The 26,788-nt window shown below is 75.6% G+C and carries 11 protein-coding genes; all 11 read left to right on the top strand.

Annotated features, from left to right (window positions below; translation table 11 throughout):
• Positions 1-132 precede the first annotated feature (132 nt).
• The 11 genes from ACIQOW_RS17080 to ACIQOW_RS17130 all read left to right on the top strand — a co-directional run bounded on the left by ACIQOW_RS17080 (position 133) and on the right by ACIQOW_RS17130 (position 26,427).
• Entirely contained in the window at positions 133-297 is a 165-nt protein-coding gene (locus ACIQOW_RS17080) for a hypothetical protein (RefSeq protein WP_188295314.1), read from the top strand.
• A gap of 111 nt (positions 298-408) precedes the next feature.
• Positions 409-621, top strand: a complete 213-nt coding sequence (locus ACIQOW_RS17085) for an MbtH family protein (protein ID WP_188295315.1) — start codon at positions 409-411, stop codon at positions 619-621.
• A gap of 535 nt (positions 622-1,156) precedes the next feature.
• The gene (locus ACIQOW_RS17090; RefSeq protein WP_401085224.1) at positions 1,157-10,927 is read left to right on the top strand and encodes an amino acid adenylation domain-containing protein; all 9,771 of its coding nucleotides are present in this window, start codon (positions 1,157-1,159) and stop codon (positions 10,925-10,927) included.
• Positions 10,928-11,050: 123 nt separating this feature from the next.
• A complete protein-coding gene (locus ACIQOW_RS17095) occupies positions 11,051-18,121 on the top strand; it encodes an amino acid adenylation domain-containing protein (RefSeq protein ID WP_401085226.1) in 7,071 nt (2,356 codons plus the stop codon).
• 142 nt (positions 18,122-18,263) lie between these two features.
• Complete coding sequence (locus ACIQOW_RS17100; RefSeq protein WP_401085229.1) at positions 18,264-19,310, top strand: SAM-dependent methyltransferase; 1,047 nt, start codon at positions 18,264-18,266, stop codon at positions 19,308-19,310.
• On the top strand, positions 19,310-20,341 hold the full coding sequence (locus ACIQOW_RS17105) for a pyridoxal phosphate-dependent aminotransferase (protein ID WP_401085231.1): 1,032 nt from the start codon (positions 19,310-19,312) through the stop codon (positions 20,339-20,341). The genes ACIQOW_RS17100 and ACIQOW_RS17105 overlap by 1 nt, the downstream gene beginning before the upstream one ends.
• Before the next feature lie 90 nt (positions 20,342-20,431).
• Entirely contained in the window at positions 20,432-21,697 is a 1,266-nt protein-coding gene (locus ACIQOW_RS17110) for an MFS transporter (RefSeq protein WP_401085234.1), read from the top strand.
• Between the two features lie 111 nt (positions 21,698-21,808).
• Positions 21,809-22,921: a 4-hydroxyphenylpyruvate dioxygenase gene (hppD, locus tag ACIQOW_RS17115; RefSeq protein WP_401085237.1), complete on the top strand. Its 1,113-nt coding sequence runs from the start codon at positions 21,809-21,811 to the stop codon at positions 22,919-22,921.
• Positions 22,918-24,105, top strand: a complete 1,188-nt coding sequence (locus ACIQOW_RS17120; protein ID WP_401085240.1) for an alpha-hydroxy acid oxidase — start codon at positions 22,918-22,920, stop codon at positions 24,103-24,105. Before hppD ends, ACIQOW_RS17120 begins: the two co-directional genes overlap by 4 nt.
• A gap of 65 nt (positions 24,106-24,170) precedes the next feature.
• Positions 24,171-25,469 (top strand): aminotransferase class I/II-fold pyridoxal phosphate-dependent enzyme, encoded by a 1,299-nt coding sequence (locus ACIQOW_RS17125; protein WP_401085311.1) that lies wholly within the window; start codon positions 24,171-24,173, stop codon positions 25,467-25,469.
• A 49-nt stretch (positions 25,470-25,518) separates the two neighbouring features.
• Positions 25,519-26,427, top strand: a complete 909-nt coding sequence (locus ACIQOW_RS17130; protein ID WP_401085243.1) for a phosphotransferase family protein — start codon at positions 25,519-25,521, stop codon at positions 26,425-26,427.
• Positions 26,428-26,788: the final 361 nt, after the last annotated feature.

Genomic DNA, 26,788 nt, shown 5'->3' on the forward strand with positions numbered 1-26,788 from the left:
CTGCCCGGGCTTCCGGTTCCCGCATTGCGTGTTCACGATCACAACCAGAGCTTCCAAGCCCGTTTGGGCCTTCGGCAGGATGCGGGGCAGAGCGAAGAGGGCAGACCGCCCTCCTCAGGAAGAGGATTCGCGATGACCAACCCTGCCGTTCGCATTCACAAGATGCTCGGGATTCTCGCCGTTCTGCTGACCGCCGTGGTGGGCCTCCAACTCCAGCTCCACACCCAGCCGCACCCGGCCGCGGGCTTCGTCACCGCCGTCGCCGGGCCGCAGGCCGACTCCGGCTGGGGTCCGTGAGCCGAGGCTCCTGCCCGCTCCTCCGCTCCGTCTCGCCACCATGCCGCCGCTCAGCCCCGTCCCGCAGTGCTCCGAACAGAACAGTGCTCCGAACAGAGAGGAATCCCGACCATGGCGAACCCGTTCGAGGATGCCGAGGCCAGTTACCTCGTCCTGGTGAACGACGAGGGACAGCACTCGCTCTGGCCGGCCTTCAGCCCGGTGCCCGCCGGCTGGCAGCAGGTCTTCGGCACCGCCGGACGGCAGGACTGTCTCGACTACGTCGAGCGGAACTGGCAGGACCTGCGGCCGAAGAGCCTGATCGCGCACCTGGCCGAGAGCTGATCCCGGCCGCCGCACACCGCCCACCGGTCCGCCGGCACCACCGCGCTTCCGTCCCCCGGCCCTGAGCCGCGAGGCCGCTCACCCGGCCGTCCCCGCTCCGGCACGGCACGGAACGGCACGACGCTGCACGGCACGGCACGACGCGGCGCAGCCCCGCCCTCCCGAGCCGCCGCTCACCCGGAGCCCGCCGGCACCGGCACGCCACCGCAGCACCCACGCCACCGCAGTGCCCACACCTCCGCAGCACCCCACGCCGCGCGGCCGCACCGTCACGCCGCCGGCGTCGTCCCGTGCCCCGCGTCTACGCGCGTGTATCGGCCGACACCGTCGCGCCCCGCCGCCACCCGGCACCGTCGGCACCGTCCTGCCCGCACCACCCCAGCACCGGCACCACCGCACATCACAGCACAACGCAGCACACCACCGCACCACGACCAGAACATCGCTCCGCCGACCACCGGGCCGACCGCCCGAGGTCAACCCAGCCAGCCCCTCCCGCCACCGCGGGGGCCAGCCGCACGAGGGAGAGAGTCACATGTCCGGGGTCCAGCAGACGCACAGAACCGACCAGCGGCCGAATCCGGCCGAGGTGCTGTGCCGACTGTTCGCGGAGGTGCTCGGCCGCGAGTCGGTCGACCCCGCGGCGGACTTCCACGGCCTGGGCGGTGACCGGGCCGCCGCCGAGCGGCTGCTGGACCGCGTGCACGCCGGGTTCGGCGTCCGCCTGACGCCGTCCGCCCTGCTGGACGCGCCCTCCCCAGCCGCCCTGGCCGCCCGCCTGGCCGAGGCACGGACACCCCGTCCCGACACCCGTCCGACCCTCACCGAGCTGATCGACGCCCAGGTCGCCCGCACCCCGGACGCCCCCGCGCTGTACGCCGAGGACACCACCCTCGGCTACGCCGGACTGGACGCCCGCGCCAACCGGCTGGCCCGGGTGCTGGCCGCCCGCGGCCTGGGCGCCGAGGACGTCGTCGCGCTGGCCCTGCCCAAGTCCCCCGAGGCGATAGCCGCGATCCTCGCCGTCGCCAAGACCGGCGCCGCCTGGCTGCCCGCCGACCCGGCCTACCCGGCCGAGCGGCTGCGCCACATGCTGACCGACTCCGGGGCCGCCCTGGTGCTCACCACCGCCGAGGCCGCCGGGCAGCTGCCCGGGACCGGCACCCCCCGGCTGCTGCTGGACTCCGCCGAGCACCGCGCCGAGCTCGAAGCCCGCCCCGGCACGCCCTTCACCGCCGCCGAGCGGGTCCGGCCGGTGAGCGCCCTGAACACCGCGTACGTCATCTACACCTCCGGCTCCACCGGCCGGCCCAAGGGGGTGGCCGTCACTCACACCGGGCTGCCCGGCATGGTCGCCACCCAGGTCGCCGCGACCGGGGTCGGCCCCGGCAGCCGGGTGCTCCAGGCCTCCTCGCTCAGCTTCGACGTCTCGGTCTCCGACCTGTCCGTGGCGCTCACCACCGGCGCCGCGCTCGTCCTGCCGCGCGAGCAGAGCGAGCTGGTCGGCGAGCCGCTGGCCGCCCTGATCGACCGGTACGGCGTCACCCACGCCGACATCGCCACCGCGATGATCTCCACCCTGCCCGACCTGCCGATGCCCTCGCTGCGCACCCTGATCGGCGGCGGCGAGGCGGTCTCCCGCGAGCTGGCCGCCCGCTGCGGCCGCGGCCGGCTGATGCTCAACAGCTACGGGCCGACCGAGGCCACCGTCATCGTCAGCATGAGCGAGCCGCTCACCGGTGCCGAGCAGCCTCCGATCGGCCACCCCTGCCGGGACGTACGCATCCACCTGCTGGACGAGCGGCTGCGCCCGGTCGAACCGGGCACCGCCGGCGAGCTGTACGTGTCGGGACCGCACCTGGCGCGCGGCTACCTGGGCCGGCCCGGCCTGACCGCCGAACGCTTCGTGGCCTGCCCGTTCGGCGAGCCCGGGAGCCGGATGTACCGCACCGGCGACCTCGGCCGCCTCCGCCCGGACGGCCAGCTGGACTTCCTCGGCCGGGCCGACGACCAGGTGAAGATCCGCGGCTTCCGGGTGGAGCCCGGCGAGATCGAGCAGACCCTCTCCGCCCACCCCGGGGTGCGCCAGGCCGTGGTGCTGGTGCGCGAGGACCGCCCGGGCGAGCGCCGGCTGGTCGGCTACACGGTGGGCGCCACCGATCCGGCCGAGCTGCGGGCGCACTGCGCCGAGCGGCTGCCCGACCACATGGTGCCGGCCGTCGTGGTGCTCGACCGGCTGCCGCTCACGCCCAACGGCAAGGTGGACAGGCGCGCCCTGCCCGCGCCGGCGTTCGGCGCCGGCGAGGAGGGCGGCCGGGCCCCCGCCGGGGAGCGGGAGCACACCCTGGTCCGGCTGTTCGCCGAGGTGCTGGGCCTGCCCAGGGTCGGCGTCACGGACTCCTTCTTCGAGCTGGGCGGCGACTCCATCGTGGCCATCCAGCTGGTCTCCCGGGCCCGGCGGGCGGGCCTGCGGCTGACCCCGCGCGAGGTGTTCCTCGCCCCGACCGTCGAGGCGCTGGCACGGATCGCCCGGCCGCTGGAGGGGCCGGCGGCCGCCGAGCCCGCCGGCGCCGGCCTGGGCGAGGTGCCGCCGACGCCGATCGTGCACTGGCTGGCCGCCCAGCACGGCGCGGTGGAGAGCTTCTACCAGTCCACCCTGCTCACCCTGCCCGCCGGCACGCCCGGGGAGCACCTGACCACCGCCGTCCAGGCGCTGCTCGACCACCACGACCTGTTCCGCGCCCGCACCTCCCCGCTCGCCGAGCGTCCCTGGACGCTGCACGTGCCCGGGCCCGGCGCCGTCCTGGCCGCCGACGTGCTGAGCCGGGTCGACGGCCCGGCCACCGCCGAGGCGCTGCGCGCCGAGACCGCGGCCGCCCGCGAGCGCCTGTCGCCCGAGGACGGCCGGATGGTCCGGGCCGTACACTTCGACGCCGGCCCCGGGCTGCCCTCGCGGCTGCTGCTGGTGATCCACCACCTGGTGGTGGACGGCGTCACCTGGCGCATCGTCGAGGAGGACCTGCTCGGCGCGCTCGCCGCCCTGCGCGAGGGCCGCGCCGTCGGGCTCGCGCCGGTGCCCACCTCCTTCCGCCGCTGGGCCCAGCGGCTCACCGCCGAGGCGCGGAGCGGCCGCCGGGACGTCGAACTCCCGCTCTGGGAAGCCGCGTTGGCCACCCCGGACCCGCTGCTCGGCGACCGCCCGCTGGACGCGGCGCGGGACACCTACGCCACCGAGGGCGTGCTGCGCCTCGTGCTGCCCGCCGAGACCACCGGGGCGCTGCTCACCAAGGTCACCGCCGCCTACCACGCCCAGGTCAACGACGTGCTGCTGACCGGCCTGGCGCTGGCCCTCGGCCACTGGCGCGGCCTGGAGACCACCGGCCCCGACGGCGCCGTGCTGGTCACCGTGGAGGGCCACGGCCGCGAGGAGGTCGTCGACGGCGTCGACCTGCACCGCACCGCGGGCTGGTTCACCTCCGTCCACCCCGTCCGGCTCGCCCCCGGGGCGCCTGCCTGGTCCGAGGTCACCGCGGCCGGCCCCGAGCTGGGCCGGGCCCTCGGCCGGGTGAAGGAGCAGTTGCGCGCCGTCCCGGACAACGGCATCGGCTTCGGCCTGCTGCGCCACCTCAACCCGGACACCGCCGCCGTCCTCGCCGGATACGCCGACCCGCAGGTCGAGTTCAACTACCTGGGCCGCTTCGCGCCCGAGGGCGTCACCGCCGAGGACGTGCTCGCCGGCAGCGAGGCGATGACCGAGGGCGCCGCGACCGGCCTCGCGCTCGGCCGGGTGCTCGGCCTGGACGCCACCACCGTGGACACCCCGCAGGGCCCGCTGCTGGTCGCCCAGTGGTCGTACGCGGGCGGGCTGCTCTCCGAGGAGCGGGTGCGCGCCCTCGCCGAGGCCTGGTTCGCCGCGCTGGGCGCGCTCGCCGAGCACGCCGAACGGCCGGACGCCGGCGGGCACACCCCCTCCGACTTCCCGCTGGCCGCCCTCACCCAGGGCGAGCTGGACGAGCTGGCCGCCCACCACGCCCCCGCCCGCCTGGCCGACGTCTGGCCGACCTCGCCGCTCCAGCAGGGCATGGCCTTCCACGCGGCGTACGACGCCGACGGCGCGGACGTCTACACCTCGGTCGTCACCTTCGACCTCACCGGCCCGGTGGACGCCGACCGGCTGCGCGCCGCCGCCGAGGCGCTGCTGGTGCGCCAGCCGAACCTCAGGGCCGCGTTCCACCAGCGGCCCGACGGCCCTCCGGTGCAGGCCGTCCCGGACGGCGTCGACCTGCCCTTCACCGTCGTCGACCTGAGCGCCCACGCCGACCCGGAGGCGGAGGCCGCCCGGATCGCCGCCGCCGAGTACGGCCGCCGCTTCGACCTGGCCCGGCCACCGCTGCTGCGCTACACCCTGCTCCGGCTCGCCCCCGGACGCCACCGGCTGATCGCCTCCGCGCACCACATCCTGCTGGACGGCTGGTCCACCCCGCTGTTCGCCGAGGAGCTGTGGGGCCTGTACTTCGAGCGGCCGATGGCCCCGGCGGCCCCGTACCGCGACTACCTGCACTGGCTCACCCGGCGCGACGGCACGGCCGCCCGCACCGCCTGGGCGCGGGCGCTGGCCGGCGCCGACGAACCCACCCTGCTCGCCCCCGCCCGCTCCGCCGCTGCCCCGCAGCTGCCGCTGCGCCTGCACACCGGCCTCTCCCCGGAGGCCACCGAGGCGCTCGCCCGCACCGCCCGCCGGTACGGCGTCACCCTCAACACCCTGGTCCAGGCGGCCTGGGGCGTGCTGCTGGCCCGGCTGACCGGGCGCGAGGACGTGCTGTTCGGCGCCACCGTCTCCGGCCGGCCGCACGACCTGCCCGGTGTGGAGCGGATGATGGGCCTGCTGATCAACACCGTGCCGGTGCGGGTGCGCCTGGACTCGGCGGAGAGCTGGGGGCAGCTGCTGCTGCGCCTCCAGCACGAGCAGTCAGCGCTGTTGGACCACCAGCACCTCAGCCTCACCGAGATCCAGCAACTCGCCGGGATGGGCAGCCTGTTCGACACCGTCACGGTGTACGGCAACTACCCGGACCCGTCCGCCCTGGACGACGCCGACCCGAGCGGCGCCACCCGCGTCACCCTGGTCGAGGACGTCGACAGCGCCCACTACCCGCTGGTGCTGGCCCTCACCCCCGGCGACGGCCTCCAGCTGCGCCTGGACCACCGGCCGGACGCCTTCACCGCCGACGAGGCCCGCGCCCTGCTGGACCGCTTCCTCGCCCTGCTCGACCGGATCGTCGCCGACCCGGCCGAACTCGTCGGCACCGTCGAGGTGTTGACCGCGGCCGAGCGCACCCGGCTGATCGGGTGGAGCGGCACCAGCGCCCCCCTGCCGGCCGGCTCACTGCCCGGGCTGTTCGAGGCTCGGGCCGCCGAGACCCCGGACGCGCCCGCGCTCACCGCCGAGGACGCCGAGCTGACGTACGCCCGGCTCAACGCCCACGCCAACGGGCTGGCGCTGCGGCTGGTCGAGGCCGGGGCCGGCCCCGAGACGCCGGTCGCGCTGATGATCGGCCGCTCGGCCGCCCAGGTGGTGGCGATCCTGGCCGTGCTCAAGGCCGGCGGCTGCTACGTGCCGCTGGACGACGCCCAGCCCGCCGACCGGCTGCGGACCGTCCTCGCGGACACCGGCGCCCGGCTGGTACTGGCCGACGCCGCGCACCGCGACCACCCCGCGCTGGCCGGGCTGTCGGTGCTCGACCCGCACGCGGACGAGCACCCCGAGAACCTCGGACTGCCGCTGGACGCCGAGCAGTTGGCGTACGTGATGCACACCTCGGGATCGACCGGCAGACCCAAGGGCATCGCCGTCACCCACCGCTCCGTGGTGGACCTCGCTCTCGGCGGCACCTTCACCGGGGGCGGCCACGAGCGGCTGCCGGTGCACGCCCCCTCCGCCTTCGACGCCTCCACCTACGAGATCTGGACGCCGCTGCTCTCCGGCGGCCAACTGGTGATCGCCCCGGCCGGCCGGCTCGGGATCGCCGAGCTGGCGGCGGTGATCGGCCAGGAACGGACCACCTCCGCCTGGATCAGCGTCGGCCTCTTCAACGTGCTGGCCGCCGAGGCCCCGGAGACCTTCGCCGGGCTCCGGGAGGTGTGGACCGGCGGCGACATCGCCTCACCGGCCGCCATGCGGCGGGTGCTGGACAGCTGCCCCGGGCTGCGGCTGGTCAACGTCTACGGGCCGACCGAGACCACCACCTTCGCGACCCGCTTCCCGATGGCCTCCGCCGCCGAGGTGCCCGACGTGGTGCCGATCGGCCGCCCGCTGCCCAACACCCGGCTGTACGTGCTGGACGCCGGGCTGCGCCCGGTGCCGGCCGGCGTGGCCGGTGAGCTGTACATCGGCGGGTCCGGCCTGGCCCGCGGCTACGTCGGCCGCCCCGGCCTGACCGCCGAACGCTTCGTGGCCTGCCCGTTCGGCGAGAGCGGCGGCAGGATGTACCGCACCGGCGACGTGGTGCGCTGGACCCCCACGGGCGAACTGGAGTTCGTCGGGCGGGCGGACGACCAGGTCAAGCTGCGCGGCTTCCGGATCGAACTCGGCGAGGTGGAGGCGGCGTTCAGCGCCCACCCGGCGGTCGGCCAGGTCTGCGCGGCGGTCCGCCAGGACCAGCCGGGCGACAGGCGCCTGGTCGCGTACGTCACCGGCGAGGTGGGAGCCGGCGAACTGCGCGCCTTCGTCACCGACCGGCTGCCCGGCTACATGCTGCCGGCCGCGATCGTCGTCCTCGACGCGCTGCCGGTGAACCCCAACGGCAAGGTGGACCGCAAGGCCCTGCCCGCGCCCGACTACCACGGCGCCGACGGCGGACGCGAGCCGCGCGACGCCACCGAGCGGGCCCTGTGCGAGCTGTTCGCCGAGGTCCTCGGGCTGGCCAGGACCGGCATCGACGACAACTTCTTCGACCGCGGCGGGCACTCACTGCTCGCCACCCGGCTGATCAGCCGCATCCGGGCCGGGCTCGGCGCCGAACTGCCGATCCGCGCGCTCTTCGACAACCCGACGGTGGCCCTGCTCGCCGCCGCGCTGCCCGACTCCGCCACGGCCCGCCCGGCCCTGCGCCGCGCCGAGCGACCCGAACGCGTACCGCTCTCCTCCGCCCAGCAACGCCTCTGGTTCATCGAGCAGTTCGAGGGGCCGAGCGCCCTCTACAACACCCCCGTCGCGGTCCGGCTGACCGGCGCCGTCGACGCCCCCGCCCTGGAGCGGGCCGTCCGGGACGTGGTGGAGCGGCACGAGGTGCTGCGCACCGTCTTCCCGACCACCGACGGGCAGCCGCGGCAACTGGTGGCCGAAGCGGGAGAGTTGGCCCTTCGGCAGGTCACGGTGGCCGACGAGGAGGAGCTGCGGACCGCGCTGCTCGCGGCCGGCGAGGAGCTCTTCGACCTCGCCCACGACCTGCCGGTGCGCGCCACCCTGGTCTCGCTGCCGCACGACGAGCACGTCCTGCTGGTGCTGATGCACCACATCGCCGGCGACGGCTGGTCCGTCGCCCCGCTGTTCCGCGACCTCGCCGAGGCCTACCGGGCCCGATCCGCCGGCACCGCACCGCGGTGGGAACCGCTGCCGGTGCAGTACGCCGACTACACCCTCTGGCAGCGCGAACTGCTCGGCACCGACGAGCGGCCCAGTGCCCTGCTGAGCGAGCAACTCGCCTACTGGCGGCAGACCCTGGCCGACGCCCCGGAGGAACTGGCGCTCCCGTACGACCGCGCCCGTCCAGCCGTGCCGGGGCACCGGGGCGGCCTGGTGGAGGTCACCGTCGACGCCGGACTGCACGGCGCGCTCACCACGTTGGCGACCGCACGGAACGCCAGCCTGTTCATGGCCCTCCAGGCCGCCGTCGCCACCCTCTACACCCGCCTCGGCGCCGGCACCGACCTCCCCCTCGGCACCCCCGTCGCCGGCCGCACCGACGAAGCCCTCGACGACCTCGTCGGCTTCTTCGTCAACACCCTCCCCCTACGCACCGACACCAGCGGCGACCCCACCTTCCACCAACTCCTCGACCGGATCCGCCGCACCGACCTGGACGCCTACGACCACCAGGACATCCCCTTCGAACGCCTCGTCGAACACCTCAACCCCACCCGCACCCCCGCCCGCCACCCCCTCTTCCAGACCCTGGTCGCGCTGGAGAGCCGGGCCACGGTGCCCACCGAGTTCGGCGACCTGGGCTGCTCGGAGCACCCCTTCGAACTGGACGTGGCCAAGTTCGACCTGTCGTTCCGCTTCACCGAGCAGGGCCCCGGGGCGGGCCTGACGGTGGCGGTCGAGTACGCCGTCGACCTCTTCGACCACGCCACCGCGACCGCCCTCGGCGAGCGGCTGCTGCGGGTCCTGCGCGCCGCCGTGGCCGCCCCGGACGCGCCGATCGGTGCCATCGACATCCTCGGCCCGGCCGAGCGCGAACAGCTGCTCACCGGCTGGCAGGGACCGGTGGCGCCCGTCACCGAGCAGAGCCTGCCCCGGCTGTTCGAGGCCCAGGCCGCCGCAACCCCCGACGCACCGGCGGTGGTCTCCGAGGACGGCACCCTCAGCTACGCCGAACTGGACTCCAGGGCCGAGCACCTGGCCGCCCGCCTGGCCGCCGCCGGGGTCGGCGCCGAGGCGCCGGTGGTCCTGCTGATGGACCGCTCCGCCGACCTGCTCACCGCGATCCTCGCGGTGGCCAAGGCGGGCGGCTGCTACGTCCCGCTGGACGACCGGCACCCGGCCGAGCGGCTGCGGCGGATCACCGCCGACACCGGCGCGACACTCGTCCTGGTCGACCCGGCGCACCGGAGCCACCCGCTGGCCGCCGACGCCCCCTGCCCCGTCCTGCCGCTCACCGCGGGCTGGTCCGACGGTCCGCGCGAACGGCGCGCCCACCGCGGCGCACCGCACCCGGAGCAGCTCGCGTACGTGATGTTCACCTCCGGCTCCACCGGGGAGCCCAAGGGCATCGCGATCAGCCACCGGGACGTGGTGCAGCTCGCCACCGACCCGTGCTGGCGGCACGACGAGGGCCTGCGGGTGCTGTTCCACGCGCCGCACGCCTTCGACGCCTCCACCTACGAGATCTGGGTGCCGCTGCTCTCCGGCGGCCAGGTGGTCGTGGCACCGCGGGGCGACCTGGACGCGGCCTCGATCCGCGAGCTGGTCCTGGTCCACGCGCTCACCCATGTGCACGTCACCGCCGGCCTGTTCCGGGTCGTCGCGGAGGAGGACCCGGGCATCTTCGCCGGCGTGCGCGAGGTGCTGACCGGTGGTGACGTGGTCTCCGCCCCGGCCGTGCGCCGGGTGCTGGAGGCCGTCCCCGGCATCGCGGTGCGGGCCCTGTACGGGCCGACCGAGACCACCCTGTGCGCGACCCAGTACCCGATGCCGCTCGCCGCGGCGGTGCCGGGCACGGTGCCGATCGGCCGCCCGCTCGCGAACACCAGGCTGTACGTGCTGGACGCCGGGCTGCGCCCGGTGCCGGCCGGCGTGACGGGCGAGCTGTACATCGCCGGAGCCGGCCTGGCCCGCGGCTACGTCGGCCGCCCCGACCTGACCGCCGAACGCTTCGTCGCCTGCCCGTTCGGCGAGAGCGGCGGCAGGATGTACCGCACCGGAGACCTCGCCCGCTGGACCGCCGACGGCGTGCTGGAGTTCCTCGGCCGCGCCGACGACCAGGTCAAGATCCGCGGCTTCCGGATCGAACTCGGCGAGGTGGAGGCCGCGTTCACCGCCCTGCCCACCGTCGGCCAGGCCTTCGCGATGGTCCGCGAGGACCAGCCGGGCGACAAGCGCCTCGTGGTGTACGCCACCGGCAAGGCCACGCCCGGCGAACTGCGCGCCGCCGTCGCCGACAGCCTCGCCGCCTACATGCTCCCGGCCGCCGTGGTCGTCCTCGACGCCCTGCCGGTCACCGCCAACGGCAAGGTCGACCGCCGCACCCTGCCCGCCCCCGACTACACCGGGACGGCCGAGCGCCGGGCCCCGCGCACCGAGCGCGAGCGGGAGCTCTGCGAACTCTTCGCCGACGTCCTCGGGTCGGCCGGGGTCGGGATCGACGACAGCTTCTTCGACCTCGGCGGCCACTCGCTGCTCGCCACCCGGCTGGTCAGCCGCATCCGCGCCACCCTCGGCGCGGAGCTGCCGATCCGCACGCTGTTCGACGCGCCCACGGTCGCGGCCCTCGCGGCCGTGCTGCCCGGCGGCGAGCGGGCGCCCGCGCCGAAGAAGGCCCGCCCGGCCCTGCGGCCGATGCGCCGCCCCGGCGGCGGGGCCTGACCGGCCGCGGCGCGCGGGACCGCCCACCGGTGGCGGCCCGCGCCCGCCGCGCGCCCGCCTCACCGCCCGCCACAGAGCAGTCACCCGCCACAGCAGCCGTACGTCGCCAGTCGGAGGCAGACCTTGATCCCGTTGTCGTTCGCCCAGCAGCGGCTCTGGTTCATCGAGCAGTTCGAGGGCCCGAGCGCCCTCTACAACACCCCGTTCGCCCTCCGGCTGACCGGTGCGCTCGACGCCGCCGCCCTCGAAGGCGCACTGGGGGACGTGGTGGACCGGCACGAGGTGCTGCGCACCGTCTTCCCGACCACCGACGGCCGGCCCCACCAGCACATCCTCGCCGAGGGCCGCCCGCCGCTGCACCGGGTGCCGGTGGCCGACGAGGCCGAGCTGCCCCGGCTGCTGCGCGAGGCGGCCGGGCAGGTCTTCGACCTCGCCGCCGACCTCCCGGTCCGGGCCTGGCTGTACGCCCTGCCCGCACCGGACGAGCACGTCCTGCTGCTGCTCACCCACCACATCGCCAGCGACGGCTGGTCGGTCACCCCGCTGTTCCGCGACCTCGCCGAGGCCTACCGGGCCCGATCCGCCGGCACCGCGCCGCAGTGGGAACCGCTGCCCGTGCAGTACGCCGACTACACCCTCTGGCAGCGCGAACTGCTCGGCGAGGAGGACGACCCGGAGAGCGTTGTCTCCACCCAACTTGCCTACTGGCAGCATGAGTTGTCCGGCCTACCGGAGGAGCTGGCGCTCCCGTACGACCGCCCGCGCCCGGCCCTGCCGAGCCGCCGCGGCGGCGCCGCCGACTTCGGGATCGACGCCGGACTGCACGGCGCGCTCACCACGTTGGCGACAGCACGGAACGCCAGCCTGTTCATGGCCCTCCAGGCCGCCGTCGCCACCCTCTACACCCGCCTCGGCGCCGGCACCGACCTCCCCCTCGGCACCCCCGTCGCCGGCCGCACCGACGAAGCCCTCGACGACCTCGTCGGCTTCTTCGTCAACACCCTCCCCCTACGCACCGACACCAGCGGCGACCCCACCTTCCACCAACTCCTCGACCGGATCCGCCGCACCGACCTGGACGCCTACGACCACCAGGACATCCCCTTCGAACGCCTCGTCGAACACCTCAACCCCACCCGCACCCCCGCCCGCCACCCCCTCTTCCAGACCGTCGTCACCCTGAACGCGGAACAGGCCGGCGACCTCGCCTTCGGCGCCGCGGTCGGCACCCCGCTCGAAGTCGGCGAGGCCCAGGCCCAGTTCGACCTCAACTTCAACTTCGTCGAACGCCTCGCCGCCGACGGCAGCTGCCTCGGGGTGCGCGCCGCCGTCGACTACGCGGCCGACCTGTTCGACCACGCCACCGCGACCGCCCTCGGCGAGCGGCTGCTGCGGGTCCTGCGCGCCGCCGTGGCCGCCCCGGACGCGCCGATCGGCGCCATCGACATCCTCGACCCGGCCGAGCGCGAACAGCTGCTCACCGGCTGGCAGGGACCGGTGGCGCCCGTCACCGAGCAGAGCCTGCCCCGGCTGTTCGAGGCCCAGGCCGCCGCAACCCCCGACGCACCGGCCGTCGTCTCCGACACCGAACGGCTCGACTACGCCGAACTGAACGACCGCGCCAACCGGCTCGCCGCACTGCTGCTGGAGCGCGGCCTGACCACCGAACAGCCGGTCGCGGTGCTGACGGAACGCTCCGCCGCCCTGCTCACCGCCGTCCTGGCGATCGCCAAGGCGGGGGGCACCTACGTCCCGCTGGACGACCGCTACCCGCTGGACCGGCTGCGGCACATCCTCGCCGACACCCGTACCGCCCTCATGCTCACCGACCGGGCCCACCAGGGGCATCCGGTGCTCGCCACCGAGGGCTTCGACACCGTCGAGGTCACCGAGGCGCTGCTCGCCGGGGCCCCGGCGGCGGGCAACCCCGCCACACCGGTGCTGCCCGGCCAGCTGGTCTACGTGATGTACACCTCGGGCTCGACCGGCGTGCCCAAGGGCGTCGCCGTCACCCACCGCAACGTGGTGGACCTGCTGGGCAACCCGCACTTCAGGGCCGGCCACCACGAACGCGTGCTGCTCCACTCGCCCACCGCCTTCGACGCCTCCACCACCGAGATCTGGGCGCCGCTGGTCACCGGCGGGGCGATCGTCCTCGCCGAGCCCGGCGAACTGGACATCCGCCGCCTCGCCGGGACCATCACCGCCCACGAGGTGACCCTGGTCCAGGCCCCGTCCGGGCTGCTGCGGCTGATGGCCGACGAGAACCCGGCCGCCTTCCGGCGGGTCCGGCAGGTGTGGACCGGCGGCGACGTCGTGCCGCCGGAGTCCGTCCGCCGGCTCCTGCGGGCCTGCCCGGACACCTCCGTGCTCGCGGTCTACGCGCCGACCGAGACCACCGCCATCAAGACCACCTTCACCATGGGCGCGAACGATCCCGTCCCCGCCGTGGTGCCGATCGGCCGACCGCTGGCCAACACCAGGCTGTACGTGCTGGACGCCGGGCTGCGCCCGGTGCCGGCCGGCGTCGCGGGCGAGCTGTACATCGCCGGAGCCGGCCTGGCCCGCGGCTACGTCGGCCGCCCCGACCTGACCGCCGAACGCTTCGTCGCCTGCCCGTTCGGCGAGAGCGGCGGCAGGATGTACCGCACCGGAGACCTCGCCCGCTGGACCGCCGACGGCGTGCTGGAGTTCCTCGGCCGCGCCGACGACCAGGTCAAGATCCGCGGCTTCCGGATCGAACTCGGCGAGGTGGAGGCCGCGTTCACCGCCCTGCCCACCGTCGGCCAGGCCTTCGCGATGGTCCGCGAGGACCAGCCGGGCGACAAGCGCCTCGTGGTGTACGCCACCGGCAAGGCCACGCCCGGCGAACTGCGCGCCGCCGTCGCCGACAGCCTGCCCGGCTACATGCTCCCGGCCGCCGTGGTCGTCCTCGACGCCCTGCCGGTCACCGCCAACGGCAAGGTCGACCGCCGCACCCTGCCCGCCCCCGACTACACCGGGACGGCCGAGCGCCGGGCCCCGCGCACCGACACCGAGCGCGTGCTCTGCGAACTCTTCGCCGACGTCCTCGGGTCGGCCGGGGTCGGGATCGACGACAGCTTCTTCGACCTGGGCGGCCACTCGCTGCTCGCCACCAAGCTGGTCAGCCGCATCCGCACCGCGCTCGGCACCGAACTGCCCGTCCGGACCCTGTTCGACGCCCCCAGCGTGGCCGCGCTGGCCGCCGCGCTGCCCACCCCCGGCACCGCCCGCCCGGCCCTGCGGCCCACCGGGCGGCCCGCCCGCGTCCCGCTCTCCCCCGCACAGCAACGCCTCTGGTTCATCGACCAGTTCGAGGGCCCGAGTCCGCTCTACAACACCCCGTGCGCCCTGCGGCTCGCCGGCCGGATCGACACCACCGCCCTCCAGGCGGCGCTGACGGACGTGCTCGACCGCCACGAGGTGCTGCGCACCGTCTACCCGACCACCGACGGGCAGCCGCACCAGCTGCTCCTGGAGCACCCCGAACTCCCGCTGCGCACCGCGCCGGTGGCCGGCGAGGAGGAACTCGGGGCGGCCCTGGCCGAGGCCTGCGCGGAGGTCTTCGACCTCGCCCGCGACCTGCCGGTGCGCGCCACCCTGTTCTCCCTGCCGGGCGACGAGCACGTCCTGCTGGTCCTGACGCACCACATCGCCACCGACGGCTGGTCCGTCGCCCCGCTGCTGCGCGACCTCGCCGCCGCGTACCAGGCCCGCCGCGCCGGCACCGCCCCCGACTGGCCACCGCTGCCGGTGCAGTACGCCGACTACGCCCTCTGGCAGCACCGGCTGCTCGGCACCGACGAACGGCCGAGCGAGCTGCTGACCGGCCAACTCGCCTACTGGCAGCAGGCCCTGGCCGACCTCCCGGAGGAGCTGGCACTCCCCTTCGACCACCGCCGCCCCGCCGCCCCGAGCCGCCGGGGCGCCACCGTGGAACTCCGGATGGACGCCGGACTCCACACCGCGCTCGTCGAGTTGGCGCAGCGGAGCCGCGCCAGCGTGTTCATGGTGATGCAGGCCGCCCTGGCCACCACCCTGGGCCGGCTCGGCGCGGGCACCGACCTGCCGATCGGCACCGTGGTGGCCGGCCGCACCGACGAGGCGCTGGACGACCTGGTCGGCTTCTTCGTCAACACCCTGGTGCTGCGCACCGACACCAGCGGCGACCCGACCTTCCGGGAGCTGGTGGAGCGCGTCCGGGTCGCCACCCTGGACGCCTTCGCGCACCAGGACGTGCCCTTCGAGCGGCTGGTCGAGCTGCTCAACCCGGTGCGCTCGACCGCCCGGCACCCGCTCTGCCAGGTGATGCTGACCTCGGGCGGCGACGCCGGGGAGATCAGCCTCAGCGGTCTGCCCGGCCGGGTCGAGCAACCGGACTCCGGCCTCGCCAAGTTCGACCTGACCTTCGCGTTCGGCGAGAGCTTCGACGCGGCCGGCGCGCCCGCCGGGCTGGGCCTGACGCTGGAGTACGCCGTCGACCTGTTCGACCGGGCCACCGCCGAGGCGACGGCCGCCCGCTTCGAGCGCGCCCTGCGCGCGGTGCTGGCCGATCCGGACCAGCGGGTGGGCCTGGTGGAGGTGCTGGCGCCCGAGGAGCGGGAGCAGCTGGTCGACGGGTGGAACGACACCGCCCGGCCGGTCGCGCCCGCCACCTTCCCGGCGCTGTTCGAGGCGCGGGCCGCCGCCCGCCCGGAGGCCGTCGCGCTCTCCTTCGGCTCCGAGCAGGTCGGTTACGGCGAGCTGAACGAGCGCGCCAACCGCTTCGCCCGGCTGCTGGTCGAGCACGGCGCGGGCCCCGAGCGGTTCGTCGCGATCGCCCTGGAGCGCTCGATCGAGCTGATCGTCGCCCAGCTCGCGGTGCTCAAGGCCGGCGCGGTCTTCCAGCCGTTGGACCCGCGGTACCCGGCCGACCGGCTCGCCCACATGCTGGACGACGCCCGGCCCGCGCTCGTCCTCACCAGCAGGGCGCTGACCGGCTGCCTGCCGGCCGGCAGCACCGTCCCCCGGCTGCTGATCGAGGACCTGGACGCCTCCGGCCACCCGGCGCACGACCTCACCGGAACCGCGATCACCCCGGACTCGGCCGCGTACGTCATCCACACCTCGGGGTCCACCGGCCGTCCCAAGGGCGTGCTGGTCACCCACTCCGGCCTCGCGAGCATGGTGGAGAGCCAGCGCGAGGGCCTGGCCGTCACCCCGGACAGCCGGGTGCTGCTGTTCGCCTCGCCGTCCTTCGACGCGGCCGTCTGGGAGCTGGGCATGGCCCTGCTCACCGGCGCCCGCGCCGTCCTCGCCGACGCCGACCGGCTCCTGCCCGGCCCCGCCCTGGTGGAGCTGATCGCCGACCAGGGCGTCACCCACCTCACCCTGCCGCCCACCGCCCTCGCCGTGCTGCCCCCGGACGCGCTGCCCCTGGGCACCACCCTGGTGGTGGCCGGCGAGGCCTGCCCGCCCGACCTGGTCGGGCAGTGGTCGGCCCGGGTGCGGATGGTCAACGCCTACGGCCCCACCGAGTCCACCGTGTGCGCCAGCATGAGCGGCCCGCTGCACGGCCGGACCACCCCGCCGATGGGCCGTCCCGTGGCCGACACCCGTCTGTACGTGCTCGATCCGGGCCTCCAGCCGGTCCCCGCCGGGGTGGTCGGCGAGCTGTACATCGCCGGCGCCGGCCTCGCCCGCGGCTACCTCGGCCGCCCCGGCCTCACCGCCGAGCGCTTCACCGCCGACCCGTACGGGGCCCCCGGCAGCCGGATGTACCGCACCGGGGACCTCGCCCGCCGGACCGCCGACGGCGTGCTGGACTACCTCGGCCGCACCGACCACCAGGTCAAGGTCCGGGGCTTCCGGATCGAACCCGGCGAGATCGAGGCCGTACTCGCCCGGCACCCCGACCTGGCACAGGCGTTCGCGCTGGTCCGCGAGGACCGCCCCGGCGACCGCCGGCTCGTCGCCTACGCCGTCCCCCGCCCCGGCCGGACGCTCGACCCGGCCGCCCTGCGCCGCCACGTCGGCGGGACCCTGCCCGACTACATGGTCCCCTCCGCCGTCGTCGCCCTCGACGCCCTGCCGCTGACCGCCAACGGCAAGGTCGACCGCACCGCCCTGCCCGCCCCCGACACCGCCTGGCCCGGCTCCGGCCGGATGCCCGCCACGCCCCGGGAGGAACTGCTCTGCGGCCTGTTCGCCGACGTCCTCGGGCTGGACAGGGTCGGCGTGGACGACAACTTCTTCGAGCTGGGCGGGCACTCGCTGCTGGCCGGCCGGCTGGTCGCGGGCCTGCGCGAACTGCTCGGCGAGGGCGAGGGGATCGGCGTCCGCGCGCTGTTCGAGGCACCGACCGTCGCCCTGCTGGCCGAGCGGCTCGCCCTGGGACCGGCCGCCGAGAGCTTCCCCGTCCTGCTGCCGATCCGCACCCGGGGCTCGCGCCCGCCGCTGTTCTGCGTCCACCCGGCCGCCGGCATCAGCTGGGTGTACACCGGGCTGCTGCGCCACCTCGACGCCGAGCAGCCGATCTACGGCCTCCAGGCCCCCGGCCTGGCCGATCCGGCCGCCCGCCCGGCCTCGGTGGAGGAGCTGGCCAGGACCCACCTCGCGCAGATCCGCGCCGTCCGCCCCGAGGGCCCGTACGCCCTGCTCGGCTGGTCCTTCGGCGGGACCGTCGCCCACGCGATCGCGGCACTGCTGCGCGAACAGGGCGAGGAGGTACGGCTGCTGGCCCTGCTGGACGCCTACCCGGGCACCGGCGAGCCGGGGCCCGAGCGGTGGCGGGACGACCCGGCGCAGCTCGCGGTGATCCTCGACTCGCTCGGCCACCCGGCCGGGGAGACCGCCGCCTGGCCCGCGGACGAGGACGGCTACGCGGCGCTCGTCCGGGACGGCGAGGGCCCGCTCGCCGGTCTCAGCGGCGCCGGGGTGGCCCGGGTGGTCGCCGTCTTCCAGGCCAACGCCGAGCTGTCCCACACGCTCCCGCTGCCCGGCTACGACGGCGGCGCGGTGTTCTTCACCGCTGCCAAGGACCGGCCGGCCGACGCCCCCGACCCCGAGAGCTGGCGCCCGCACCTGGGCGGCCGGCTCGACATCCACGAGGTGCCGAGCACCCACGGCGCGATGACCGGCTCCGAGGCGCTCGCCGTCATCGGCCCGGTGCTCGCCGCCCGCCTGACGCCCTGACCCCTCCGCCCCACCCGTCCCACCCGCTCGCCACTCCCCGCTCCCCGCTCCCCGCTCCCCGCTCCCACCGACCGCAGGCGACCGACCCTGCGCACACCACGCGGGCCGCACCCGGCCCGCCCACGGAGAAACGGACCCCACCATGACCACTGCGGCCATCCCCGACACCTGGCGCGGCATCACCCCGGCGCCGATCACCTCGACCGACGCCTACAACGGCTTCATCGCCGCGAACGTGATCTTCGCCCTGGACCGGATCGGCCTGCTGGAGCGGATCGGCCGCGGCGAGCCGCTCTCCGCCGCCGAGGCCACCGCCGGCACCGGTGACACCGCCCGCACCGAGGCCGTACTGCGCGCCGCCACCGACTACGGCTACCTCAAGGCCGACGGCGACACCTACCTGCCCACCGAGGCGGGGACGGAGATCGCCGCCGCGCGCGGGTACTTCACCTGGGCCGTCGGCGGCTACCACGACGTGTTCGGCCGGGCCGGCCACCTGAGCACCGGCACCCACCGCTACGGCGAGGACGTCCTCCGCGACGAGGCGATGGTCGCCCTCGGCTCGGCCCAGTGCGACCAGTCGATGTTCGCCGCGCAGCTGACCGACGTGCTGAGCGGCATCGACTTCCGCACCATCGCCGACCTGGGCTCGGGCACCTCCGCCCGGGTGCGCCGGGTGGTCTCGCAGCGCCCTGGCACCCGGGGCCTGGGCATCGACATCAGCCGCCCGGCCACCGACATCGCCCGCCGCGACATCGCCGAGGCCGGGATGCTGGACCGGGTCACCGCCGTCCGCGCGGACGTGCTGGGCCTGCTCGGCACCCAGATCGACAACGACGCCGAGGCCGCCGAGGTGGCCGAGGTCGACACCGTGATGAGCTTCTTCCTGCTGCACGACCTGCTGGCCGACCCGACCACCCGCTCCTCGATCTTCACCCGGATGCGGGAGGCGTTCCCGAAGGCCCGCACCTTCGTCCTCGGCGACACCATGCTGCGCGACCCGGGCACCTCCGAGGGCGCCCAGCCGGTCTTCTCGGTCGGCTTCGAGCTGGCGCACGCGATGATGGGCGTCCCGCTGCACACCAAGGACACCTACGAGACGCTGTTCACCGACGCCGGTCTGCGGATCGAGCGCGTCGAGGCGCTGGCCACCCCGTCCTCCTGGCTCTACGTCCTCCAGGCCGACTGATGGCCGCCGCCTCCGCCGCCAGACACCTGCTGGCGCAGAACGAGCACCCGTACCCGCCGCCGCCCTCGGTGCCGGCCGCCCTCGCCGAGGCCACCGCCGACCTGCACCGCTACCCGGACTTCCGTCCGGAGCGGATCGCCGGGATCGTCGCCGACTGGCAGGGCGTCCCGGCCGGGCAGGTCGTGGTCGGCCACGGCTCGGCGGGCGTGGCGCTGGACCTCTTCCACACCGTGGTCGAGCCCGGCGACAACGTGGTGCACTCGGCGCCCTGCTTCGACGCGTACCCGCTGTTCTGCGGGATCACCAGGGCCGAGGCCCGGCCGGTCCCGCTCGGCCCCGACGCCAGGCACGACCTGGCGGCGATGGCCGGGCGGACGGACGGGCGCACCCGGATCGTCGTGCTGTGCAACCCGCACAACCCGACCGGCACGGTCTACTCCTGGGCCGAGCTGACGGACTTCTTCCGCCGGGTGCCGGCCACCGCGCTGATCCTGCTTGACGAGGCGTACGTCGACTTCGCCCTGGGCTGGGAGGCCCCGGACGTGCCGGCCAGGATCGCCGAGTGGCCGAACCTGGTGGTGCTGCGCACCCTGTCCAAGTCGCACGGGATCGCCGCGCTGCGGATCGGCTACGCGCTGGCGGCGGAGTCCGTGGCCCGGCGGGTGCGGGAGCACCAGGTGCCGTACGCGGTGAACCGGCTCCAGGAGGCGGGCCTGCTCGCCGCCGTCGCCGCCCGGGACGAGGTGGAGCGGCGGATCGCCGCCATCGCCGCGGAGCGGGAGCGCACCGGGGCCGAACTGCTGCGGCTCGGCTGGACGGTGGCGCCCAGCGTCACCAACTTCCTGTGGGTGGACGCCCCCGGCGACCACGCCCCGCTGCGCGCCGAGCTGGAGCGCCTGGGCGTGGCCGTCCGCTACTACCCCGGCCAGGGCGTCCGGATCGCCGTCGGCGAGAAGGACGCCAACGACGCGGTGATCGAGGGCTTCGCGGCCGTCGCGCCGCTCGCCCCGGCCCACCCCGCCGCGCCCTGACCGTCCGGCGCCCCGAGCACCCCGAGTGCCCCGGCGCTCCGAGCACCCCCGCACACCCCGAAGCGCCGTCGGCGCAGCGAAGGAACCGCCATGCACCCGCTGTTGGCCCGCCCGGAGTTCCGGCGCTACCTCGTCGGGCAGACTCTGTCCGTCCTCGGCGACAGCGCCCTCTCCATCGCCCTCGGCATCTGGGCCAAGGTGCTGACCGGCAGCAACTCCGCCGCCGGCCTGGTGCTGTTCTGCTTCTCCGCGCCCCTGCTGCTGCTTCCGCTGGGCGGTCTGCTCGCCGACCGGGTCCGCCGCAAGCCGCTGCTGGTCGGGGTGAACCTGGCGGTGGCGGTGTCGCTGCTGCCGCTGCTGCTGGTCGACGGCCCGGGCACGGTCTGGATCATCTACGGCACCGCCACGGTCTGCGGTCTGGCCGGGGCCGTCCTGGCCCCGGCGCAGAGTGCGCTGCTGCGCGGCATTCTGACGGAACGTCAGGATTTCGGGGCGGCGGCCGGGCTGACCCAGAGCGCCCGGGCCGGCACCACCCTGGTGGCGCCGCTGCTCGGATCCGGGCTCTACGGCTGGTTCGGCGGGCACGTGGTCGCGGTGGCCGACCTCGGCGTGCTGCTGCTGGCGGCCCTGAGCTTCCTCACCCTGCGGGTGGAGGAGGCCGAACCGGAGCCCTCGGGCCTGCGGTGGCGGACCGAGGTGCTGGCCGGCTTCGTCCACCTGCGCGGCTCGGTGGGCCTGCGCCCGCTGGTGGTGGCCACCGCCGCCGCCGGTTTCGCGCTGAGCCTGCTCCAGCCGGTGCTGTTCGCGCTGACCCAGCACGGACTGCACCGCTCACCGCAGTTCCTCGGCGTGCTGGAGACCACCGAGGCCGTCGGCGCGCTGGGCGGTTCGGTGGCCGGCGGACTGCTGATCGGCCGGCTCGGGCCGCGCCGGACGGTCATGGCGGGGTCGGCGGTGTTCGGCCTCGGGACCGTCCTGCTGCTCGCCCCGTCGCTGTACGCGGTGTCGGCCGGCCTGGTGATCGCGGGCGCGGGCATCCCGGCCGCCCTGGTCGGGCTCGCCACCGCCGCCCAGGCGTCCACCCCGCCGCGGTTGATGGGGCGCGCCCAGGCGGCCGTCAACCTCTCGCTCACCGCGCCGCAGGCGCTGGCCGTCGGCGTCGGCTCCGCCCTGGTGGCCGCCCTGGACTTCCGGGTGGTGCTGGGCGTGATGGTGGCCGGCGCGCTGCTCGCCGCCGTCCACCTGATCGGCAAGCCGGAGGCCCCGACGGAGCCCCCGGAGGCCGCGGCCGGCGCCGGCGCCGGGCCCGGGGACCAGGCCGAGCCGAAGGACGCCAGGGACCTCCAGCCCAGCTGAACCGGCTCCGGCCCGCCCGGCCCGCCCTCACGTCCCCGTCCCGCCCGCACACCCTCCCGTTCACCTGAACACCCTCAGCCCCTCCCGTCTCCTCACGAGAGAGCTCCTCAGATGACCGACCGTTCCTCTCCCCCCGCCAACCCGATCCCCGCCACCCCGATCCCCGTCGAGCTGGACCACGTCGAGTTCCACGTCGCCGACGTCACCGCCGAGACCACCCGGCTGACCGCGGAGTACGGCTTCGAGCTGCTCGTCCCGCCCACCGAGCGCGGCGGGCCCGCCGAGCGCTGCCTCTCCGCGCTGGTCGGCCAGGCCGGCATCCGGCTGCTGGTCACCCAGCCGCTGGCGGCCGGCCACCCGGCCACCGACTACCTGGAGCGGCACGGCGACGGCGTGGCCGCCCTCGGCCTGCGGGTGCCGGACGCCGCCGGGGCGTTCCGGACCCTGACCGACCGCGGCGCCGCCGCGCTGCGCCCGCCGCAGGCCGAGGACGGCTGCGTCACCGCCGTGGTCGACGCGTTCGGCGACGTCGTGCACACCCTGATCGAGCGCGGCCCCGGGGTCTGCGCCGGCCGCATCCCCGGCCTGCCGGACCCGGCCCCGCTGACCGGCGCCGGCGAGGTCGGCCTGCGCTCCGTCGACCACTTCGCGGTCCTGGTCCCGTTCGGCGAACTGCGCTCCACCGAGCGCCGCTACCGCGAGGTCTTCGGCTTCCGGACGATCTTCGAGGAGCGGGTCGAGGTCGGCGCGCTCGGCATGGACTCGGCGGTCGTGCAGAGCGCCGACCACAGCGTCACGCTCACCCTGATCGAGCCGCTCGGCGCGGACGCGGGCGGTCAGATCGCCTCCTTCCTGGCCGGCCACGGCGGCGCCGGGGTGCAGCACGTCGCCTTCGCCGCCGGGGACGCGGTGCACTCGGTCTCCACCATGGCCGAGCGCGGCGTACCGTTCCTGCACACCCCGCAGACCTACTACGACGCGCTGCCCGGCCGGCTGACCCCGCTGCGGCACTCCACCGACCGGCTGCGCGAGCTGAGTCTGCTGGTCGACCAGGACCACGACGGCCAGCTGTTCCAGATCTTCACCCGCTCCCGGCACCCGCGGAACACCTTCTTCTTCGAGGTGATCGAGCGCATCCGGGCCCGCAACTTCGGCAGCAACAACATCCGCGCCCTCTACGAGGCCGTGGAACTCCAGCGCAACGCCAGCGAAGTGGCCGGATGAGCGCGTCCGTCCGCAGCGTTCCACCGGCCGCCCCGGCCACTCCGACCGGCCCGGACAGCCCGGACAGCCCGCCCGACGGACGCCCGGCACTGTGCGTCGCGGAGTACGCCGAGCGCGCCAGGGCCGTCCTCGCACCCGAGGTCTGGGAGTGGCTGGAGGGCGGCGCCGAGCGCGAACTGACCCTCGCCGCCAACCGGACCGCCTTCGACCGGGTGGCCCTGGTGCCCCGGGTGCTTGCCGACGTCACCACCAGGGACACCGCCGCCACCCTGGTGCGCAGCCGGGCCGCCCTGCCGGTGGCGGTGGCGCCCGTCGCCTACCACCGGCTGTTCCACCCCGAGGGCGAGCTGGCCTCGGCCCGCGCCGCGGCCGCCGCGGGCGTGCCGTTCACCGTCGGCACGCTCAGCAGCGTCGGCTTCGGGGAACTGGCGAAGACCGGGGCCACGCTCTGGTTCCAGCTGTACTGGCTGCGCGACCGCGGCCGGCTGCTCGACCTGGTCGGGGCCGCCGAGGAGGCCGGCAGCGAGGCCCTGGTGGTCACCGCCGACGTGCCGTACATGGGCCGCCGGCTGCGCGACGCCAGGAACGCCTTCGCGCTGCCCGAGGACGTCCGCGCCGTGCTGCTGGAGGGAGGCGCCGCCGGGCGGGCGCACCGGTCCACCGCCGCCGTCTCGGCGGTGGCCGCCCACACCGCCGAACTGCTCTCCCCCGGCGTCACCTGGGCCGACCTGGAATGGCTGCGCGACCGGACCGACCTGCCGCTGGTGGTCAAGGGCGTGCTCGACCCGGCGGACGCCGTACGGGCCGCCGGGCTCGGCGCCGCCGCCGTGGTGGTCTCCAACCACGGCGGCCGCCAGCTCGACCGGGCGGTGCCCGCGCTGACGGTCCTGCCCGCGGTCGCCGAGGCACTGGCCGGCCGGGACTGCCAGGTGCTGATGGACAGCGGGATCCGCGGCGGCTCGGACGTGCTCACCGCGCTGGCCCTCGGCGCGTCCGGGGTGCTGCTCGGCCGCCCGCTGATCTGGGGCCTGGCGGCCGGCGGCGAGGCGGGCTGCACCGAGGTCCTCGACCTGCTCGCCGCCGAACTGCGGCACGCGCTCGGCCTCGCCGGCTGCGCCGGCCTGCGGGCCGCCGCCGACCTGCGCACCACCACCCTCGCCTGCCCCACCTGGAGCACCCCGTGACCACCGCCGCCGCACCGCACGACCTGCTGCTGACCGGCCTGCACCCGTCCCTCGCCGATCCTGCGATGACCTCGATGAACCTGCTCAACGAGATCTCCATCCGCTACCCGGAGGCGGTCTCCTTCGCGGCCGGCCGCCCGGCCGAGCAGTACTTCGAGCTGGCCGCCGTCCACCGCCACCTGGACCGCTACGTCGAGCACCTGCGCACCGAGCGCGGGCTCACCGAGGAGGCGGCCCGGCGCCTGGTGCTCCAGTACGGGCGGACCAAGGGGATCATCCACGACCTGATCGCCGCCCACCTCGCGGTGGACGAGGGCATCGCGGTGCCCGCCGAGTCGATCGTGGTGACGGTGGGCTGCCAGGAGGCGATGTTCCTGGTGCTGCGGGCGCTGCGCTGCGGCCCCGAGGACGTGGTGCTGGCCGTCTCCCCCACCTACGTCGGGCTGACCGGCGCGGCACTGCTGGCCGACCTCCCGGTCCTGGCGGTGGCCGACGGCCCGGACGGCGTCGATCTCGCCGACCTGCGCCGCCGGCTGGCCGCCGCGAGGGCCGAGGGGCTGCGCCCGCGGGCGCTCTACCTGGTGCCGGACGTGGCCAACCCGAGCGGGGCCAGCCTGCCGCTGGAACTGCGCCGGGAACTGCTGGAGTTGGCCGCCGAGGAGGACTTCCTGCTGCTGGAGGACAACCCGTACGGCGTCTTCGCGGGCGACGAGCGGCTGCCCTCGCTCAAGGCGCTGGACACCGGACGCCGGGTGGTGCACCTCGGCTCCTTCGCCAAGACCGCCCTGCCGGGCGCCCGGGTCGGGTACGTGGTGGCGGACCAGCTGGTGGCGGACGGCCGGGGCGGCACCGCGCTGTTCGCGGACCTGCTCGGCATGGTCAAGAGCATGACCACGGTGAACACCTCGCCGATCGCCCAGGCCGTGATCGGCGGCGCGCTGCTGGAGCACGGCCACAGCCTGCGGGCCGCCAACACCGGGGCGGCCGCGCTCTACCGGCGCAACCTCGCACTGGTGCTGGAGGGCCTGGCCCGGCGCTTCCCGCCCGGCGGCGGGGTGACCTGGAACGAGCCGCGCGGCGGGTTCTTCCTGGTGCTCACGGTGCCGTGCGTGGTGGACGACGCGCTGCTGGAGCGCTCGGCCTCCGAGTACGGGGTGATCTGGACCCCGATGTCGCACTTCTATCCGGGCGCGGGCGGGGAGCACCGACTCCGGCTCTCCGTCAGCCAGGTCGACCCGGCCACCCTCGACCGGGGCCTGGACGGGCTGGCCGCCCTGCTCGCGGCGGAGGGCCTGCGCGGCTCCGACAATGCTGTCCTTGGTCGGGGCGGTCCCGGCTTGACGCGCGGTCAGCTCCCGGGGTAGCAAGCACTGTCGGGCCCCTCCGGCCGGCCCAGGACTCCCGAGGATGCCCATGAACGAGCGTTTCGCCCCGCTGGACGGGCTGGTCGCGCAGCGCGGCCTGAGCGGCCTTGAACTCGTCGGCAAGGGGCTGGAGTTCACCGTCTTCCGGGCCGTGGGGCCGGACGGCGGGCCGGTCGCCGTCCGGCTCGCGCACCGCCGGTTCGACACGAACGCCAACGACCCGCACGTGGACACCCGGGCCCTGCTCGTCCAGGAGTACGCCGTCCTGCGGCACCTGGCCGAGCACGGCCTGCCGGTCGCCCGGGCCCGGGAGCTGGTCCTCGCCGACGACCCCGGCGCCCCGGACGTGCTGCTCAGCGACTTCGTCCCGGACGACGGGTCCCCGCTCGACCCGCACGGCCTGGGGCGGCTGCTCGCCCGGCTGCACCGGGTGCCGCCGCCCCGGCTGCGGCCGGTCGCCGCGGAGGGCGGCGGCACGGCCGGGGTGATCGCCGCCCGGATGGCCCGCCGCTGGGCCGGGATCGCCCGCCGCGCGGAGGGCTGGCCCGAGGCCCCGGACGCCGCGCTGTTCGCCCGGCACCTGGCCGGCCTCACCGAGGACAGCCTGCTCCACCTCGACGTCCGCGACGCCAACATCCGCCGCGACCGGGGACGGACCACCGCACTGCTGGACTGGTCGAACGCCCTGCTCGGCTCCCCGGCCGTGGAGTTCGGCCGGCTCGCCGAGTACGCCCGCCATCCGGAGAACGGGATCGACCTGGCGGCGGTCCGCGCCGGTTACGCGAGCCTCGCCCCCGTCCCGGACGAGGACGACCCGTGCCTGCTGGTCTGCCGGCTGGACGCCGCGCTGATGCTGGCGCTGGTGTTCCTCTCCGAGGCCGCCGATCCGGCCCGCGGACCGGCCGCCGCCGACCACGCCCGCGCGCTGGCCCGCCGACTCAGCGCCGAGCTGTCGTAACGCTCCGCACAGGTCACCGGGCCGGGCCGGCGCGCCGCCGAGGCCGGCCCGCCGGCCCGGCCCGGGCCTGCCGCGGACCCCGCCGACCCGCGTCTGTCCTGCACATTCTTGTCGGGTCCGCGGCGGTCAGAGCGGATCCCACGTGCCGGAATCCACCGCCGGCACAAGAAGGCCACCCGGCGAATTCCGTTACCAAGCGTGACGAAATCACGGTACAGTGCCCAGGGCGGTTTACCCGGAGGGCGGTGACCGGCTCGCGATTGCGCCCCCGGTGACGGGAGTGGTCCCGGCCGGGTGGAATCCCGGCGGGTTCCGTGGCCCCCACCCCTTCTCCGCAAACCGGTGGCGCGGTTTTCGTGAA

Origin of the sequence: Kitasatospora sp. NPDC091335, assembly GCF_044757205.1 — a bacterium.
GTDB lineage: Bacteria > Actinomycetota > Actinomycetes > Streptomycetales > Streptomycetaceae > Kitasatospora.

Coding starts and splice junctions, on each gene's coding strand:
- ACIQOW_RS17080 (WP_188295314.1), top strand. CDS start 133: ATGACCAACCCTGCCGTTCGCATTCACAAGATGCTCGGGATTCTCGCC.
- ACIQOW_RS17085 (WP_188295315.1), top strand. CDS start 409: ATGGCGAACCCGTTCGAGGATGCCGAGGCCAGTTACCTCGTCCTGGTG.
- ACIQOW_RS17090 (WP_401085224.1), top strand. CDS start 1,157: ATGTCCGGGGTCCAGCAGACGCACAGAACCGACCAGCGGCCGAATCCG.
- ACIQOW_RS17100 (WP_401085229.1), top strand. CDS start 18,264: ATGACCACTGCGGCCATCCCCGACACCTGGCGCGGCATCACCCCGGCG.
- ACIQOW_RS17105 (WP_401085231.1), top strand. CDS start 19,310: ATGGCCGCCGCCTCCGCCGCCAGACACCTGCTGGCGCAGAACGAGCAC.
- ACIQOW_RS17110 (WP_401085234.1), top strand. CDS start 20,432: ATGCACCCGCTGTTGGCCCGCCCGGAGTTCCGGCGCTACCTCGTCGGG.
- hppD (WP_401085237.1), top strand. CDS start 21,809: ATGACCGACCGTTCCTCTCCCCCCGCCAACCCGATCCCCGCCACCCCG.
- ACIQOW_RS17120 (WP_401085240.1), top strand. CDS start 22,918: ATGAGCGCGTCCGTCCGCAGCGTTCCACCGGCCGCCCCGGCCACTCCG.
- ACIQOW_RS17125 (WP_401085311.1), top strand. CDS start 24,171: ATGACCTCGATGAACCTGCTCAACGAGATCTCCATCCGCTACCCGGAG.
- ACIQOW_RS17130 (WP_401085243.1), top strand. CDS start 25,519: ATGAACGAGCGTTTCGCCCCGCTGGACGGGCTGGTCGCGCAGCGCGGC.